Raw genomic sequence first — 15,037 nt, forward strand, 5'->3', positions numbered from 1 at the left:
CATTGCCTCAGGCGAGTTTGGGGAAGGTCGCAACTTTACGTTCTAGCTGGCTCTCCTCGCTCCCTGGCTCAATCTCCTTTAGATCGGCAATAAACCGTTCCTGCCAGTGATGTATATCGTTATCTTTAATCACCGCCAGCATGGCCGAATGGCGGGCAATACGCTCGGCCAAAGGCATGGTTAACGCCTGGTCCAGCGCGGCGGCGACCTCATCGCGATCGTAAGGATTAACGATTAAAGCCGTCGGGAGCTCATTCGCCGCACCGGCGAACTGTGACAGTACCAGCACGCCCGGATTCTGCGGATCCTGTGCGGCAACATACTCTTTCGCCACCAGATTCATCCCATCGCGCAGCGGCGTAACCAGCCCGACGTCCGAGTAGCGGAATATTTTCATCAACAGCTTACGTTCAAAGTGCTGGTTCAGATAATAAAGCGGCGTCCAGCCCAGCTGGCCATACTGACCGTTAATGCGTCCGGCCGCGGTTTCCAGCTGGTGACGAATATCCTGATAGGCCTGCACCTCCCCGCGCGAGGTCGGGGCAATCTGGGTATAACGAATTTTGCCGTGGTGCTGGGGGTAGTTTTCCAGCAGCGCCTCGTAGGCCAGGAATCGCTCCGGTAGCCCCTTTGAGTAATCCAGACGCTCAACGGAAAAAATATTCTGCACGTTCTTCAGTTCGCTTTTCAGCTGCGCCAGCTTCGGCGGCAGCGGCCCTTTAGCGCTCCGCGCTATCTCTTGCGGATCGATCCCTATCGGATAGACTTCGGTCTGGAAAGGTTTACCCCAGGCAACATGCTTTTTCCCGCCGCGGGTTGTCAGGCGGGTCTGCATTGAAACGCTATCGAGGAACGCCAGTCGGTCGCTCTCGGTCTGGAAACCGAGCAAATCGTAATCACACAGCTGTTCAAGCAGCTCTGCATGCGGTGGCAAGGCGTTAAATACTTCCGGCGTCGGGAACGGAATATGTAAAAAGAAACCGATACGATTATTGATGCCGCGCTGGCGCAGTTCGCTGGCTAACGGCAGCAGGTGGTAATCGTGGATCCACACGATATCGTCAGATTCAATCAGCGGCAGCAGCTTATCTGCCAGGGTCGCATTGACACGTTGATAGCCCTCCCAGGCTTCACGCTGAAAATCGACCAGGTCAAGACGATAATGGAATGCGGGCCATAACACGGCGTTGGAAAAGCGGTTGTAGTATTCGTCGTGATCCTGCTCGCTAAGGTTAAATGAAGCCCAGGTTATATTTCCCTGCGTCACTTTTTTTAACGGCTGCTGGTCGTCACCGATTTCCCCACTCCAGCCGAACCACAATCCTCCGGCTGCTTTTAATGCCCCCATAATCCCCACGGCAAGGCCACCGGCGCTGGCCTTTTTATCATCCGGCGGGGCAATACGATTAGATACTACTACTAAGCGACTCATAGCCATCTCTCCTGTCGGTTAGCGCATCTGGTTGTTGCCCATGATTCGCGATGTTACTAATCCAAAGATGAACAGCGGCCACGTCAGGCAAGCGCCAACGAGCCTGAGTTTCGCCGCCGCCCACTTTGACCGAGACGCCATTCAATTGATTGACGACGCTAAAACCGGCTTCATCGGTCAGATCATCACCGACAAAAACCGGCTTGCGTCCTTTGAATGGAGCTTCCTGCATAAAAGCGGCTATTGCTTCACCTTTATTCACTCCGCGCGGTTTAATTTCCACCACGCATTTGCCCGGCTGTAAAGCCAGAATGGGATGGCGCTGGACTACGGTTTGCGCCAACGCCAGTACCGCCTGCTGCTGTTGAGGCGCCTGTCTGTAGTGCAGAGCGAAAGCCATCCCCTTACTTTCCAGCTCGCATCCTGGCAAAGCGTCTAGCGCTTTCGTCAGCTCCCCAGACAGCGCCTTCTGCAGTGAATCAGGTAAAGAGACAATGTGCGTTTTACCATTGATGTCACGGCGCTCAGCCCCGTGGACGCCGGCAAGCGGCAGCCGATAAGGACGGGTGAGCTCATCCAGCTCAATCATTGAGCGCCCTGAAATCAATGCCACCGCTCCGTTATGCTGCTGAACAAGCTGGCGCAGCGTCTGCAGAACATCGGCCGGAATAATTACCTGATCGGGATGGGGTTTGATACCGGCAAGGGTACCGTCGAGGTCAAAGAAAAAAGCGTAGTTTCCGGTTAACGCAGGCGGTACATAAATCTGGTCAGCCACCCTGTCTCCTCCTTATCATGGCCAGCAACATGCTGGGTGTTAAATTATTGTAGCCATGTAAGTATAGACAGTGTGACCAACCTCGCCATTTTTGATAGTCATCGCCAGCGCAACGGGCGCTGGCGAGGGTTTAGGATTAAACTGAAAAGTTGGACAAATTAAACTGTACGTTTCGCTTTCTGTTTGTAGCGGTCAAAAATAACCGCCGCCAGTAAAATCACCCCGCGAACGACATACTGTGAGAACGGAGAGATGTTCAGCAGGTTCATTGCATTCTCTACCGTCCCGAGGATAAGTATCCCGGCCACTACGTAGGAGATCTTACCGATCCCGCCCTTCAGCGATACGCCTCCCAGCACGCAGGCCGATATGACAATCAGCTCATAGCCAATTGAGGTCATCGGCTGGCCGCTGGTCATGCGCGAAGCGAGAATAATGCCCGCTGCCGCTGACACGAGGCCTGAAAGAACGAAAATAATAATCTTGGTTCGCACTACGGGAACGCCCGCCAGACGCGCGGCCTCCTCATTACCGCCAATCGCCAGAGTATTGCGGCCAAAAGTGGTTTTATTCAGCAGCAGGCCAAAAACGATCAAGCAGGCAACGGTCAACCAGATAGGCGCAGGCAGACCAAACCAGTTGGCATAGCCAAGGGTAAAGAAGCGCTCGTCTTCAATCCCCACCGCTTTACCATCGGAGATGATATAGGCCAGACCGCGAACAATCTGCATGGTGGCAAGAGTGGTAATCAGAGCGTTAATCTTCAAACGGGCAATCACGAAACCGTTGACCAGCCCGCTTAATGCGCCGAGCAGCAGGCCGGCTGCGATACCAATCCACATGCTTTCAGTCAGGTTAATCACTACCGCCGTGGTCACCCCAGCGCAGGCAATAACCGAGGCGACCGATAAATCAAAATCGCCGGATGCCAGGCAAAACAGCATTCCGCAGGCCACCATTCCGGACATAGAAATGGCCAGCCCCAGGCCTTTCATATTTATAAATGAGGCAAAATTGGGCACAAAAATCACGCAGCCAATAAACAGCACGGCGAAAACAACCAGCATGCCGAACTGATCCCAGATGCGAGAGAAGCTAAAAGCCGACCGGGTAGTACCTGAAGTGGTAACTGATGACATCATAGACTCCTTACTCAGGCGACCGCCTGGCTCACTTTTGGCATGGCAAGGCTCAAAGCCTGCTGTTCATTCGCATGTTCATGCAGCAATTCTCCGGCAATCTCACCCTCGCGCATCACCACGATGCGATCGGCAACGCCGAGAACTTCAGGTAGATCGCTGGAAGCAAAGACCACCGCGACGCCAGATGCCGCTAATGCATAGATAACGTTGTAGATTTCATGTTTCGCGCCCACATCAATGCCGCGGGTTGGCTCGTCCAGCAGGATGACTTTCATCTCTTCCGACAGCCAGCGGCCGAGGATCGCCTTCTGCTGATTGCCGCCGGAGAGATTCATAATCAGCTGTTCTGCCCCGGGCGTTTTGATGTTCAGCGACTTAATATGCTGGTCGGCGTTCTCCGCTTCCCAGACGTTGTTGATAAAGCAGCCCGCCAGAATATGCTTGCGACGAGCGCTGATATTGATGTTGTCGCGTACCGAGTGAACCGGAATGATGCCCTCCGCTTTGCGATCTTCCGGGCAAAGCATCATCCCGGCCTGAATCGCCTGCGCCGGCTTGCGGATATCAATTGCCTCGCCGTCGATATACACCTGACCGCCCGTTATTTTGCTGCCGCCAAACAAGCCTTTCATGAGTTCGCTGCGCCCGGCCCCCACCAGACCAAACAGGCCGACGATCTCGCCGCTGCGTACCGAGAGGCTGACAGGCTGCCGCACGCCGGGCGCTTTCACCTGCTCAAGGCGCAAACGCTCTTTACCGTATTCTCGCGGCTGCCAGCCGTAGATATCACCCAGTTCACGTCCGACCATCGCTTGTACCAGGGCGTCGTGGTTCACCTCCTGCATATTGTCGAAGGTGCATACGTAGCGGCCATCTTTGAATACCGTAATGGCGTCGCTTAACGCAAAGATCTCTTCCATTCGGTGGGATACGTAAATAATTACCCGCCCTTCCTGGCGCAGTTCGCGAATAACCCGAAACAGATTTTCGATTTCCCTGGCCGACAAAGAGCTGGTGGGTTCGTCAAAAGCGATAATTTTGGCGTTACGCGCCAGCGCTTTCGCAATCTCCACCATCTGCCATTGACCAATTGACAGATATTTCAACGGCGTTTCAGGGTCGATATCCAGCCCCAGATGTTTCAGCTGCAGGCCGGCTTCATAATTCAGTAGCGAGCGGTTAACGATCCCACCTTTATGCGGTAGTTGTCCGAGGTAGATATTTTCCGCTACGGTCATTTCCGGGATTAGATGCAGCTCCTGATAGATAATCGCCACCCCGGCGTTCAGCGCGTCGGTGGTGTGATTAAACGCCTTCTGCTGGCCGCAGATTCGCAGATTGCCGGCAGTGGGTATGTAGTTACCGCTGAGAATCTTCAGCAATGTGGATTTCCCGGCGCCGTTTTCTCCCATCAGAGCGTGAACTTGCCCGGCATAGCAGCCAAAGCTAATGTCGGACAGCGCTTTAACGCCCGGGAATGTCATGGTGATACCGTGAAATGAGAGATAAGGGGTAGACTGTTGCATAACGACTCCGCTTTTCTGTACTGAGCCTCTCGCTCAAAGCAAGAGGCTCGGTCAACCGGCCTTACAGCCCTTTTTTCGCCAGCTCTTCTTTAAAGTTGTCGCGGGTTATCAGCACCACGTCGGTTACCGCAGTGAATTTCGGCGGCTCAACGTCTTTCGTCACCCAGTTGTAAAGCATCTCGCTGGTTTTATAACCGTGAATATCCGGGCTTGGCAGCAACGAGCCATAGAATCCGGTAGCCTGCGCTTTGGAAAGCTCGTTCACCGCATCAACACCGTTAATCCCAATGCCGATAACATCTGGCGCTTTAAAACCCTGGCCTTCGGTCGCGCGTACGCCGCCCAGAACGGTGTTGTCATTCATACCGACGATCAACCAGTGCTTAACCTCCGGATGCTGAACCAGCATGGAGTTACCGGCATCAAAAGCGCCGGGAATATCGTTTGATTTAGTGGGTACACGATAGATTTGTTGCGCCGGGAAACCCGCGGCTTTCAGAGCGTCCATTGAACCGGTAGTGCGGCGACGGGCGGTATCGAGTTCATCGGAAGTGATCGCCATAACTGCGGTATCTTTTACGTCCCAGCCGCGCTTCTGCATCTCTTTATACAGCTCTTGTCCCTGGCGCGCGCCGATTTCACTGGCTGCCATCATCACCAACGGCACGCTATCCATCGGTTTGCCCTTGGCATTGACGAACTGGTCATCGACGGTAATAACTTTCATATCATAACCGCGCGCTTTGGCGACAATGGCAGAGCCGAGTTTAGGATCCGGGGTACAAATGACGAAGCCTTTGGCTCCGCTGGCCGCCAGGCTATCAATGGCGTTGAGGGTTTTCTCGCCGTCGGGAACAGCAATTTTGATGACATCGAAACCTAAATCTTTACCGGCCTTATCGGCAAATTTCCACTCGGTTTGAAACCATGGCTCTTCAGGCTGCTTAACCAGAAAACCCAGCTTAAGCGTCTCGGCCATAGCTGATTGTGACATAACGGCAGCGAGACCCACCGCCGCCAGCGCTTTAGTAAATTTGTGCATGGTAAACTCCAGCTTTAATTCGCTTTTATGTAGGGGAAAGTAAGACTTATATTTTTAATCGGACGCAAAACAAGGCATTAGGAAAATCTCAATCATGACTGCCGTTGTTAAAATAGTATTAACCGGAAATTATTTCTCCATACGAGAGCGCAATCACATCGCGGAATTACAGTAATTGCGTACATAAAAACAGCGAAAAAAGACATAAAAAAAGCGCTAATTGTCGGACAATTAGCGCCAGCCGCAGCAATATTCTCTATATCATCAGCAGAGTTATCCTTGTTGATATCACCAGCGACAATAAATATGCTCCGCATGATTACGTACAGTCGCCTCATCCCCTAATACGCGGGCGGCAACGGTAAAAGCAAAATCAAAGACGTGGCCTAATCCTTTACCGCTGATCAAATTCCCATCTTCTACTACCGCCTGGTCAACGTACTCTCCGTCTGAAACCTGTTGCCATAAATCTCCAGAGCAAACGTAACGGCGCCCTTTTAACAGACCATTGCCGCCAAGGACTCTCGCGGCTGCCGAGCAGACAGGACAGATCAGCTTACCCGCCGCATCGTGGGCGGCAATAAACGCCACGACTTCCTGACTGGCGGCAAGATTCACGCTCCCCTGCGGGCCACCGGGGAGAACCACGGCATCATATAGCCTGTCGCTGCGTTCTGTTAACGTGCTGTCCGCCACCATCGGAATATCATGATAGCTCACCACCGCGCGCGTCCCGGCGCAGGACAACAGTTCTGCATCAAGATGCACGCGACGAAGGATATCGATGACCACAATCGCCTCCGCCTCTTCAAAACCCGGCGCCAGTAGCACCGCTACTTTTTTCATTTTCTTCTCCTTCGGATAGCCTGTTATTAATAATATTTTTACAAAATCAGCATTTTTTTAAACCAACATCATAATCATCTCTATTTCGTAGGAAGAAAAATGATCTAGCGCATTTTCCTCATCTACCGCTACAGGCTAACACAAAAAGAGAACGCAAAATCAATATTTTTAAAATTCAATTTCATTGCAAAATAAGTCTTTATAATCAATCAAAAAAAACCATCACGATAAATACATAGAAATATAACAATAAAGTCATTAAAAACAATTAAACGTAAGTAATTACTATTACTTACACCATCATATAAAGTTAAATGTAGATGTTGTAACGAACTGTAAATATCAAATATTGAGAGTTTTCTTAATCCCTATATAGCGCTATCCTGTATTCGTTGATGCACAAAATTTAATTTAATCAGGTACGCAGAACTTCTGAATATTAATATGAAGAATTAATCCTTGCATACCGTAAATTCCACGCCAGCGCCTGATATCGATGAATCAGGGTATGGCACAGGTCCCCTTCCAGGGTAAATAAGGATATTTTTATGGTCGTTCCAGGAATGGTCCAAAAACTTAATAATCAAATGAATCTTGAGTTCCATACTTCAAATTTGTATCTGCATTTAAGCGAATGGTGCACTCAGCATCGTCTGAACGGTACAGCGACTTTTCTCCGTAACCGGGCGCAGTCCAGCATCACGCAGATGATGCGGGTATTTGATTTCATGAAAAAATCCGGAGCCTGGCCTGTCGTTAAGGCGGAAGGAACCTTCCGCTCCGAATGTACTTCTCTTGAAGACCTTTTTAGCAAAACAGTCGAAGATTATCAGCAACGCAGCAGCATGCTTTCTGGCCTCGCTGAAGAGGCGAAGGCGCAAAGCGATGACTCAACTCTCCGCTTTCTGACGCAGCTCGCTAAAGAGCAGCATCAGGATGGTATGCTGCTGGAAACAATTCTCGACGAAGTTCGTCATGCCAGGAAAAGCGGGACATGCATACAACAAACCGATCGTCACCTGCTTGAGCTGGTCAGCAAGCAGCACGGCTAAAAGCCGGAAAACAGATGTTAACCAGCAATAAATCGTCAGAATCACGCAGATATGCGATCGATTACTTCATCATTCGTCCTTTCCAGACCAATCTTTTTCGGCGCTTAGGCGCCGTTTTTATTCCTGAAAAGCATTAAAAAATTTTAACTGGATCTCATTACCGCTCAGGCAGGGGAATTAGCGGGTTGATAGTGATCTGGATCACATTTAAAACTCATGATTGATAATATAAAAAAACAACGTTTCAAAAATTTAAAACATGAGGTTTATTTTAATGGCAAGATGTACGGCTTCAGCTCCTCAGGGGCTGCCGGGAAGACCGATTTTGTTACGCCATCAGTTAGCCTACGGCGGCGGAAATTTGTTGGGAAGCGGAGCGTTGGCAATCAGCGGCGCATGGCTGCTCTATTTTTATACAACCTTCTGCGGGCTGACGCTGATCGAAGCCTCCTTTATTTTCTCCGTCGCCAGCATTATTGACGCTATTAGTAACCCGCTAATGGGCTATCTCACCGATAATTTTGGCAAAACGCGGCTGGGTAAACGCTTTGGCAGACGCCGCTTCTTTTTATTAATTGGCATCCCGCTAATGATGTTTTACCCGCTGCTCTGGGTTGAAGGCCTGAGCTTCTGGTACTACCTCTGCACCTACGTCATTTTTGAAATCATTTATACCTCGATCATGGTCCCCTATGAAACATTAGCGACCGAAATGACCGATGATTTCTCACTGCGCTCTAAGCTTACCGGCTACAAAGCGATTTTCGGCAAACTGGCTAACTTCCTGGCGGCATTTATTCCGGGACAGTTTATTCTGCTTTATGGCAAAGATTCCGCCACCCCGTTTTTCCTGACCGGACTCACCTATGGCGTCATTCTCATCATCGCTATCTCCTGCCTGTGGTATTGCAGCTGGGAGCGCCCGCGCGAAGCTGAAATCAGCCCGGGGAAGAAAATGGGGTTGCTCAATACCCTTCTCATGCTGGCGAAAGATATGCGCTCTACGTTTTATCTACGCGTATTCCGTAAACACCTTGGCATGTATCTCTGCGGTTTTGGCGCCGAATGGCTGTTCGCCTCTATCTTCACGTACTTTGTCATTTTCGTTCTCCAACACGATCCGGCGATGGTAGCAGGACTCAACAGCCTGAACTCTATCCTGCAGCTAATATCAACGGCTTTGTTTATTGGTCTGTGCGTCAAGAAAGGCTTCAGCAAACCTTATATTCTGGCGCTGGGCGTAGTTATCTTTGCCGTTCTGCTCTATACCTCTCTGTGGTTCTTCCATTTACCGGCACATCTGGCAACGATACTGATGTTTGGCATTACGGTGCTGTTCGGCCTGGGTACCGGCGGCGTGTATTACATTCCGTGGACCGTCTACACCTTTTTAGCTGATGTTGATGAAATCTATACCGGCCGCCGCCGCGAAGGTGTCTATGCGGGAGCGATGACCTTCTCCGGTAAGATTTTGCGCTCGATTATCGTCTTTTCAATGGGGGCTATCCTTAGCTTCTATGGATTTCAGTCAAAGGCGCATACCCAGCCAGAGAGCGCGGTTACCGCTATTGCGGCGGTATTCTGTGTTGGCATTATCCTGCTGGCTCTCGCAGCTATTGTGTTCAGTAAGCAAATGAAACTTGATCGCAAAACGCACCTGGTGGTTTTACAGGAAGTGGCTCGTATCAAAGCCGGAGGAAAAATTGCCGATATCGCACCGGACGTGCGCCTTATCGTTGAAGATTTAGTCGGCCATCGTTACGAAGAGTGCTGGGGCAACAGCAGACTGTTCAAAAATACGCAGGAGACCGCAGTTCAAACCGCCGTCTCCCACTAAACACAAATAACGCCCCGCTATCATCCTGATGGTGGGGCTTACACAGCTAGTGCGTTTCTTCCTGCGGCGTAAACTTCAGTTCAATCAGCGCGATAGCCTTTTGTACAGCTCGTAGCGTCACCGGGTCAGCTGATGCAGGGTGGCTGGCAAAATCGATAGCTTTTAGCTGAGTGGTCATTTTTTCGCGTACCTCGACAGGGGCAATGATATCAATGACGTCGAGGATCTGTTTAATAACTAACTGGCAGGCAACAACGTCAGAAACCAGCTCATCGTGTTCAGTAAGGCGTTGGGACATTTTTCGCTCCTTTTTTCAGGAGCGTAATAGTAACCTAAATTCTGAGATATAAAAAAACCTGCCGCGGCAGGTTTTTAATCAGAACATCGCACCGGGCGGTACATCTTTAAAGGTTTTGCAGTAGTTTTCGAACATGCTTTTCAGGATTTTGCGCAGTTTCATGGCTTGCTCCATTTTTGTTATGCAGGTGTTAATTTTACACAGCAATAATATGACACCCATCACAAAAATCAATCGAAATGTGCGTTAAATCACCTTTTTTATATAGGAATTTTATCTTTTAAACAAAATGAGCTTAGCCGGATAGTTCTAAGCTGAACGTTCCACGCAAATCCGGGCTCTCTTTGCTATGGCTGCGACACAATAATGAGTACAAATACGTCTTCCAGGGACGACCGCTCTTTTTCAGCACCGGCTTTGCTGGTGGCTGGCGCGTTTTTTATGGAGTTTCTCGACGGCACGGTGATTGCCACTGCTCTTCCCGACATGGCGAAGGACTTCGGCGTGACGGCAGTTGACCTCAACATCGGGATCAGCGCCTACCTTATTACTCTTGCGGTATTGATACCGGCCAGCGGCTGGATTGCGGATCGGTTTGGCGCCCGGAAGATCTTTACTCTGGCGCTGGTGATTTTTACTCTGGCTTCAGTGTTCTGTGGGCTCTCGACCGATATTGATGTGTTTGTCGCGATGCGTATTCTTCAGGGAACAGGCGGTGCGCTGATGGTTCCCGTCGGCCGACTGGCGGTACTACGAACCACTCCAAAGCATCAGCTGATTAAAGCGATTGCCACCCTGACCTGGCCTGCGCTGGTCGCGCCCATTATTGGCCCGCCGCTGGGGGGATTTATTACCCGCTATGCCAGCTGGCACTGGATTTTCTTTATTAATGTGCCGCTCGGGCTTGCCGCTATCGTCCTGTCGCTGCGTATCATCCCAAATATTCGCGAAGATGAGCGCCGGCCTTTCGATCTTTCCGGCTTTCTTGCCACCTCGGTGGCGATGATTAGCCTGGTTGCGGCCATGGAACTTCTCGGCGATCGCCAGCCTCTGGGATGGCAGCCCCTGACTCTGCTGGTCCTGGGCTTCGCCTGTATGCTCTTCTCACTGCGGCACTTCCGCCGAGCGGCATGGCCAATGGTGCGCCTGGATGCCCTGCAGATACCTACCTTCCGGGTCACAATGTACGGAGGCTCTCTGTTTCGCGCCTCAATTAGCGCTGTCCCGTTTCTGCTGCCGCTGCTTTTCCAGGTCGGATTTGGTATGGATCCGTTTCATTCGGGGCTGCTGGTGCTGGCCGTGTTTGTCGGTAACCTGACCATTAAACCACTGACAACGCCGCTGATCCGCTGGTTGGGTTTTCGCCGCCTGCTGTTAATTAACGGTGCATTAAACGTTTTCTCGCTGTTGGCCTGCGCTTTTTTAACCCCGCATACGCCGGTTTGGCTCATCTTTGTGATTCTCTATCTCGGCGGGGTCTTCCGATCGATTCAATTTACCGGTATCAGCACCCTTGCTTTTGCCGATGTGCCTTCCGCACAAATGAGCTATGCCAATACGCTGTTCAGCACCGCATCCCAGCTGGCCGTTGGGCTAGGGATAACGCTTGGAGCGATAGGTATTCGTATTGGCGAAGAGTTCAGCGAATGGCTTACGCTTTCTCAGCTTCCAGGCATCAGCTTCCGCCTGTCGTTTATCTTTATTGCGCTGATTTGCCTGGTCGGCATGATTGATACTCTGCATCTGACAAAAGATGCGGGTAGCAGCGTGTCGAACAAAAAGAAATAGATAAAGAAAAGGCCAGCAGCGCTGGCCTAGCATAGGATGTATTAATCGATTAACCGACAATCTGACGAACGAACGCTTCGATCTCTTTGTCCTGGCAGTTCTCAAAGAAGCACTGCTGGAAACGAGGGCCAGAAACGGCGGTTTTCACCAGTTCAGGGTCGATTGCGCGCAGCGTATCCAGATAGTTTTCCTTAACAACGGCAGCTTTGACCGTATTCAGGATCCCGGCATTGCGTACCTGAGGCTCTTTACGTTCCGGCGGATAACCCTCGCCTTTGCGGCCGGTGAAGGCTTTTTCAAAAATAAAGCGCACGTTCAGCTCTGCGCCCCAGCCAAATCCTTTGGCAAACGGCAGTGAAAGCGCGTTACCATTATTAATCTGCGCAAACAGGAACGCGTCTGCAGGGTCGATGCAGTAGCCGCAAACCACACCAGGATGAATATTCAGCGACATCATCGCGCCCTGGCCGGTACCGCAGCCGGTCACCACAAAATCTACCGCTTTAGCGTTGAGCAAAATGCTGGCCATGATGCCAAGATGAATATAAGTCAGGTGATGGTCGTTTTCATCGCTCATCCCAACGTTATAAACCGGGAAACCTTTCTCGCCGGCAACAGCGTTTAACTCATTGAGGATGATGGCGTTTTTGTTCGCCTGGCTGTTTTCCATCATCAGTGCGATTTTCATGCTTTACTCTCCTGAATGCAGTGCGGGCTCTCCCGCGATAGTTCGTTAGCGTTGTCAGAAACAATACTACCTTACGAACATACTTTCAAATTTTATGAAAAGTTGTTTTATAAATTGCATCTCGCCTCACACTTTTGTCTCTCACCCCAGTCTGACCGGCTCTCATCACTCCGCTTCATCGCCAACGCAACCCACTCATTCAGTCGCAGTCTGACCACTGATTCGGAACAGGTTGGCCGAGCGATGAATCGCATTAAATATTAAATTAAAACCATTCTCATTATTATTAAACTGCCAATGCGTGTTATTCCCATTTGCATTATTAATAAATCATTTTATTAATTTACTTTTTGCAAATAAATTAATAACAAATTATAGTGAGCGCACAATAATTCCTTATTCTATTACCCGGAGCACCCTGATGCTAAAAACTGAAATGATCGACAAGCTTAATGCGCAAATGAATCTTGAGCTTTATTCTTCTCTGCTTTATCAGCAAATGAGCGCCTGGTGCAGCTATCACAGTTTTGAAGGCGCAGCCGCGTTTCTGCGTCGCCACGCGCAGGAAGAGATGACCCATATGCAGCGCCTGTTTGACTATCTGACGGATACCGGCAGCCTGCCCAATATCACCGCCATTGCGTCCCCGGTTGCCGAATATACCTCTCTGGATGAGCTGTTTCGCGCGACCTACGAACATGAACAATTAATTACGCAGAAAATTAACGAACTGGCCCACGCGGCAATGACCAGCCAGGATTATCCGACATTTAATTTCCTGCAATGGTACGTCGCTGAACAGCACGAAGAAGAGAAACTGTTTAAATCCGTTATTGATAAACTGACCCTCGCAGGTAAGAGCGGCGAAGGTCTGTACTTTATTGATAAGGATCTGGCTACGCTCGATACGCAAAATTAATAAAGCCGGCAGCGAGATTCAGCGCTCGCTGCCCCATTCAATGACGGCATATTTTACTTTCGTGCGTATTGAATCCTTTATTAGCGGCAATAAACTTCCCTTTCTTCTGCAAAAAAGCCACCAGTTCTGCTGCGCTCAGATTTTCCGCCGAGCAGGTATGGAATCTGGCCTCTTCGCCGAAAAGAGCGATAATTGCCGCTTCCAGCGTAGCAACGGTGTACTGCTCGCCTGATGCAAGCATCATCTGTAGAACCTCGTGACCATGAATAGATGGCATACTTCCTCCCGTAAAACCTGCAGAATAAACCAGTCCGGGCCGCAGATTCTTGCGCCAGCGCAGTATTAAAGCAGCCTCTCTACAGCTGTAAATATCTCATTACACACCCTGTAACCCTCATTTGACGAACTCACTGATTTCACATACTCTGCGCGGCATAATTAATTGTGTATTCGCTAATGGATAGAGAAAAGCGTGAAGAACCGCACTCTGGGTAGTATTTTAATCGTCGCCGGCACCACAATCGGCGCAGGCATGCTGGCGATGCCGCTGGCATCGGCGGGCGTCGGTTTCGGCGTCACGTTAGGTTTACTGATAACGCTGTGGGCCTTGATGTGTTACACCGCCTTACTGCTACTGGAAGTCTATCAGCACGTACCGGCTGATATGGGATTGGGTTCGCTGGCGGCACGCTATCTGGGGCGTTACGGGCAGTGGGCTACCGGGTTTTGCATGCTGTTCCTGATGTACGCTCTTACGGCCGCTTATATTAGCGGCGCCGGCGAGCTTCTGGCCTCAAGTCTCAATCAATGGCTGGACTGGAACCTGCCTCCCGGAGCTGGGGTCCTGATTTTTACCGCAATCGGCGGGACCGTCGTGTGCATCGGAACGTCGCTGGTTGACCTTTTTAACCGCTTTTTATTCAGCGCAAAAATTATTTTTCTCGCCATTATGCTGGTGCTTCTCCTGCCGCATATCCATCGGATAAACCTGCTGACTCTGCCGCTACAGCAAGGCCTGGCGCTGTCGGCGATTCCGGTAATTTTCACGTCGTTTGGTTTCCACGGCAGCATACCCAGTATTGTTAGCTACCTTGGTGGTGATATTCGTAAACTGCGCCGGGTATTTGTTATCGGAAGCTTTATTCCTCTGGTCGCCTATATTTTCTGGCAGCTGGCGACCCTTGGCAGTATTGACTCCCCCGCTTTTACCGCACTGCTGGCAAAAAATGCCGGGCTTAATGGACTGCTGGAAGCTATTCGTGAAGTCGTTGCTTCATCGCACGTTGAGCTGGCGGTACATCTGTTTGCCGATCTGGCGCTGGCGACGTCGTTCCTCGGCGTAGCGCTTGGACTATTTGACTATCTGGCCGATCTGTTTCAACGTCAGAACAGCGTCAGAGGGCGGATACAAAGCGGTCTGATTACCTTTTTACCTCCTCTGGCCTTCGCGCTATTCTATCCACGTGGTTTCGTCATGGCTTTAGGCTACGCGGGCGTCGCGCTGGCGGTGCTCGCGCTTATGCTGCCTTCGCTTTTAGTCATGAAGAGCCGCCAACAGCATCCTGATGCCGCCTGGCGGGTTGCGGGCGGCACAGCGGCGCTGTGGCTCGTTCTGCTGTGCGGCATTGCTATCGTAACGATCCAATTTGCGATTGTCGCCGGTTTGCTTCCTGCAGTGGGATAACGAGA

15 protein-coding genes and 1 pseudogene are annotated in these 15,037 nt (G+C 50.7%); 6 read left to right on the top strand and 10 right to left on the bottom strand.

Annotation, left to right across the window (positions count from 1 at the left end):
- Nucleotides 1-7: 7 nt before the first annotated feature.
- From otsA to GJ746_RS16005, 6 genes are all read right to left on the bottom strand, one after another.
- Entirely contained in the window at nucleotides 8-1,432 is a 1,425-nt protein-coding gene (otsA, locus tag GJ746_RS15980; protein WP_154681076.1) for an alpha,alpha-trehalose-phosphate synthase, read from the bottom strand.
- On the bottom strand, nucleotides 1,407-2,210 hold the full coding sequence (gene otsB / locus GJ746_RS15985; protein WP_154681077.1) for a trehalose-phosphatase: 804 nt from the start codon (nucleotides 2,208-2,210) through the stop codon (nucleotides 1,407-1,409). Before otsB ends, otsA begins: the two co-directional genes overlap by 26 nt.
- A 158-nt stretch (nucleotides 2,211-2,368) precedes the next feature.
- Nucleotides 2,369-3,349, bottom strand: coding sequence for an L-arabinose ABC transporter permease AraH (gene araH, locus GJ746_RS15990; RefSeq protein WP_154682748.1), 981 nt, complete (start codon nucleotides 3,347-3,349; stop codon nucleotides 2,369-2,371).
- A 14-nt stretch (nucleotides 3,350-3,363) separates the two neighbouring features.
- Entirely contained in the window at nucleotides 3,364-4,878 is a 1,515-nt protein-coding gene (araG, locus tag GJ746_RS15995; protein ID WP_154681078.1) for an L-arabinose ABC transporter ATP-binding protein AraG, read from the bottom strand.
- Between the two features lie 61 nt (nucleotides 4,879-4,939).
- Nucleotides 4,940-5,920, bottom strand: a complete 981-nt coding sequence (locus GJ746_RS16000; RefSeq protein WP_154681079.1) for an arabinose ABC transporter substrate-binding protein — start codon at nucleotides 5,918-5,920, stop codon at nucleotides 4,940-4,942.
- A gap of 288 nt (nucleotides 5,921-6,208) precedes the next feature.
- Nucleotides 6,209-6,766, bottom strand: a complete 558-nt coding sequence (locus GJ746_RS16005; protein WP_154681080.1) for a DJ-1/PfpI family protein — start codon at nucleotides 6,764-6,766, stop codon at nucleotides 6,209-6,211.
- Between the two features lie 548 nt (nucleotides 6,767-7,314).
- Between GJ746_RS16005 and GJ746_RS16010 the strand changes: the two genes are divergently transcribed.
- Together GJ746_RS16010 and GJ746_RS16015 are read left to right on the top strand one after the other, a co-directional pair.
- Nucleotides 7,315-7,818, top strand: a complete 504-nt coding sequence (locus tag GJ746_RS16010) for a non-heme ferritin-like protein (RefSeq protein WP_154681081.1) — start codon at nucleotides 7,315-7,317, stop codon at nucleotides 7,816-7,818.
- Between the two features lie 325 nt (nucleotides 7,819-8,143).
- Complete coding sequence (locus GJ746_RS16015; protein WP_195908869.1) at nucleotides 8,144-9,655, top strand: MFS transporter; 1,512 nt, start codon at nucleotides 8,144-8,146, stop codon at nucleotides 9,653-9,655.
- A 46-nt stretch (nucleotides 9,656-9,701) separates the two neighbouring features.
- On the opposite strand, the gene GJ746_RS16020 is transcribed toward GJ746_RS16015, so the two are convergent.
- Both GJ746_RS16020 and azuC read right to left on the bottom strand, forming a co-directional pair.
- A complete protein-coding gene (locus GJ746_RS16020) occupies nucleotides 9,702-9,953 on the bottom strand; it encodes a DUF2766 family protein (protein WP_154681083.1) in 252 nt (83 codons plus the stop codon).
- 78 nt (nucleotides 9,954-10,031) lie between these two features.
- Entirely contained in the window at nucleotides 10,032-10,115 is an 84-nt protein-coding gene (gene azuC / locus GJ746_RS16025; protein WP_014229869.1) for a stress response protein AzuC, read from the bottom strand.
- Nucleotides 10,116-10,319: 204 nt separating this feature from the next.
- On the opposite strand from azuC, the gene GJ746_RS16030 reads away from it, so the two are divergent.
- Nucleotides 10,320-11,741: an MFS transporter gene (locus GJ746_RS16030; RefSeq protein WP_154681084.1), complete on the top strand. Its 1,422-nt coding sequence runs from the start codon at nucleotides 10,320-10,322 to the stop codon at nucleotides 11,739-11,741.
- A 49-nt stretch (nucleotides 11,742-11,790) separates the two neighbouring features.
- On the opposite strand, the gene GJ746_RS16035 is transcribed toward GJ746_RS16030, so the two are convergent.
- Entirely contained in the window at nucleotides 11,791-12,429 is a 639-nt protein-coding gene (locus GJ746_RS16035) for an RpiB/LacA/LacB family sugar-phosphate isomerase (RefSeq protein ID WP_154681085.1), read from the bottom strand.
- 276 nt (nucleotides 12,430-12,705) lie between these two features.
- Here GJ746_RS16035 and GJ746_RS25440 point away from each other — a divergent pair.
- Nucleotides 12,706-12,787: pseudogene (locus tag GJ746_RS25440) on the top strand (hypothetical protein); the annotation flags it as partial.
- A 63-nt stretch (nucleotides 12,788-12,850) separates the two neighbouring features.
- Nucleotides 12,851-13,348 carry a non-heme ferritin gene (gene ftnA, locus GJ746_RS16040; protein ID WP_154681086.1) on the top strand — a complete coding sequence of 166 codons (498 nt, stop codon included), beginning with the start codon at nucleotides 12,851-12,853 and terminating at the stop codon, nucleotides 13,346-13,348.
- 37 nt (nucleotides 13,349-13,385) lie between these two features.
- Here the strand turns inward: ftnA and GJ746_RS16045 are convergent, their stop codons facing one another.
- The gene (locus tag GJ746_RS16045) at nucleotides 13,386-13,625 is read right to left on the bottom strand and encodes a YecH family metal-binding protein (protein WP_154681087.1); all 240 of its coding nucleotides are present in this window, start codon (nucleotides 13,623-13,625) and stop codon (nucleotides 13,386-13,388) included.
- Nucleotides 13,626-13,820: 195 nt separating this feature from the next.
- Between GJ746_RS16045 and tyrP the strand changes: the two genes are divergently transcribed.
- On the top strand, nucleotides 13,821-15,032 hold the full coding sequence (tyrP, locus tag GJ746_RS16050) for a tyrosine transporter TyrP (RefSeq protein ID WP_154681088.1): 1,212 nt from the start codon (nucleotides 13,821-13,823) through the stop codon (nucleotides 15,030-15,032).
- Nucleotides 15,033-15,037: the final 5 nt, after the last annotated feature.

The organism is Klebsiella oxytoca (assembly GCF_009707385.1).
GTDB lineage: Bacteria > Pseudomonadota > Gammaproteobacteria > Enterobacterales > Enterobacteriaceae > Klebsiella > Klebsiella oxytoca_C.

Coding starts and splice junctions, on each gene's coding strand:
- otsA (WP_154681076.1), bottom strand. CDS start 1,432: ATGAGTCGCTTAGTAGTAGTATCTAATCGTATTGCCCCGCCGGATGAT.
- araH (WP_154682748.1), bottom strand. CDS start 3,349: ATGTCATCAGTTACCACTTCAGGTACTACCCGGTCGGCTTTTAGCTTC.
- araG (WP_154681078.1), bottom strand. CDS start 4,878: ATGCAACAGTCTACCCCTTATCTCTCATTTCACGGTATCACCATGACA.
- GJ746_RS16000 (WP_154681079.1), bottom strand. CDS start 5,920: ATGCACAAATTTACTAAAGCGCTGGCGGCGGTGGGTCTCGCTGCCGTT.
- GJ746_RS16005 (WP_154681080.1), bottom strand. CDS start 6,766: ATGAAAAAAGTAGCGGTGCTACTGGCGCCGGGTTTTGAAGAGGCGGAG.
- GJ746_RS16010 (WP_154681081.1), top strand. CDS start 7,315: ATGGTCGTTCCAGGAATGGTCCAAAAACTTAATAATCAAATGAATCTT.
- GJ746_RS16020 (WP_154681083.1), bottom strand. CDS start 9,953: ATGTCCCAACGCCTTACTGAACACGATGAGCTGGTTTCTGACGTTGTT.
- azuC (WP_014229869.1), bottom strand. CDS start 10,115: ATGAAACTGCGCAAAATCCTGAAAAGCATGTTCGAAAACTACTGCAAA.
- GJ746_RS16030 (WP_154681084.1), top strand. CDS start 10,320: ATGAGTACAAATACGTCTTCCAGGGACGACCGCTCTTTTTCAGCACCG.
- GJ746_RS16035 (WP_154681085.1), bottom strand. CDS start 12,429: ATGAAAATCGCACTGATGATGGAAAACAGCCAGGCGAACAAAAACGCC.
- ftnA (WP_154681086.1), top strand. CDS start 12,851: ATGCTAAAAACTGAAATGATCGACAAGCTTAATGCGCAAATGAATCTT.
- GJ746_RS16045 (WP_154681087.1), bottom strand. CDS start 13,625: ATGCCATCTATTCATGGTCACGAGGTTCTACAGATGATGCTTGCATCA.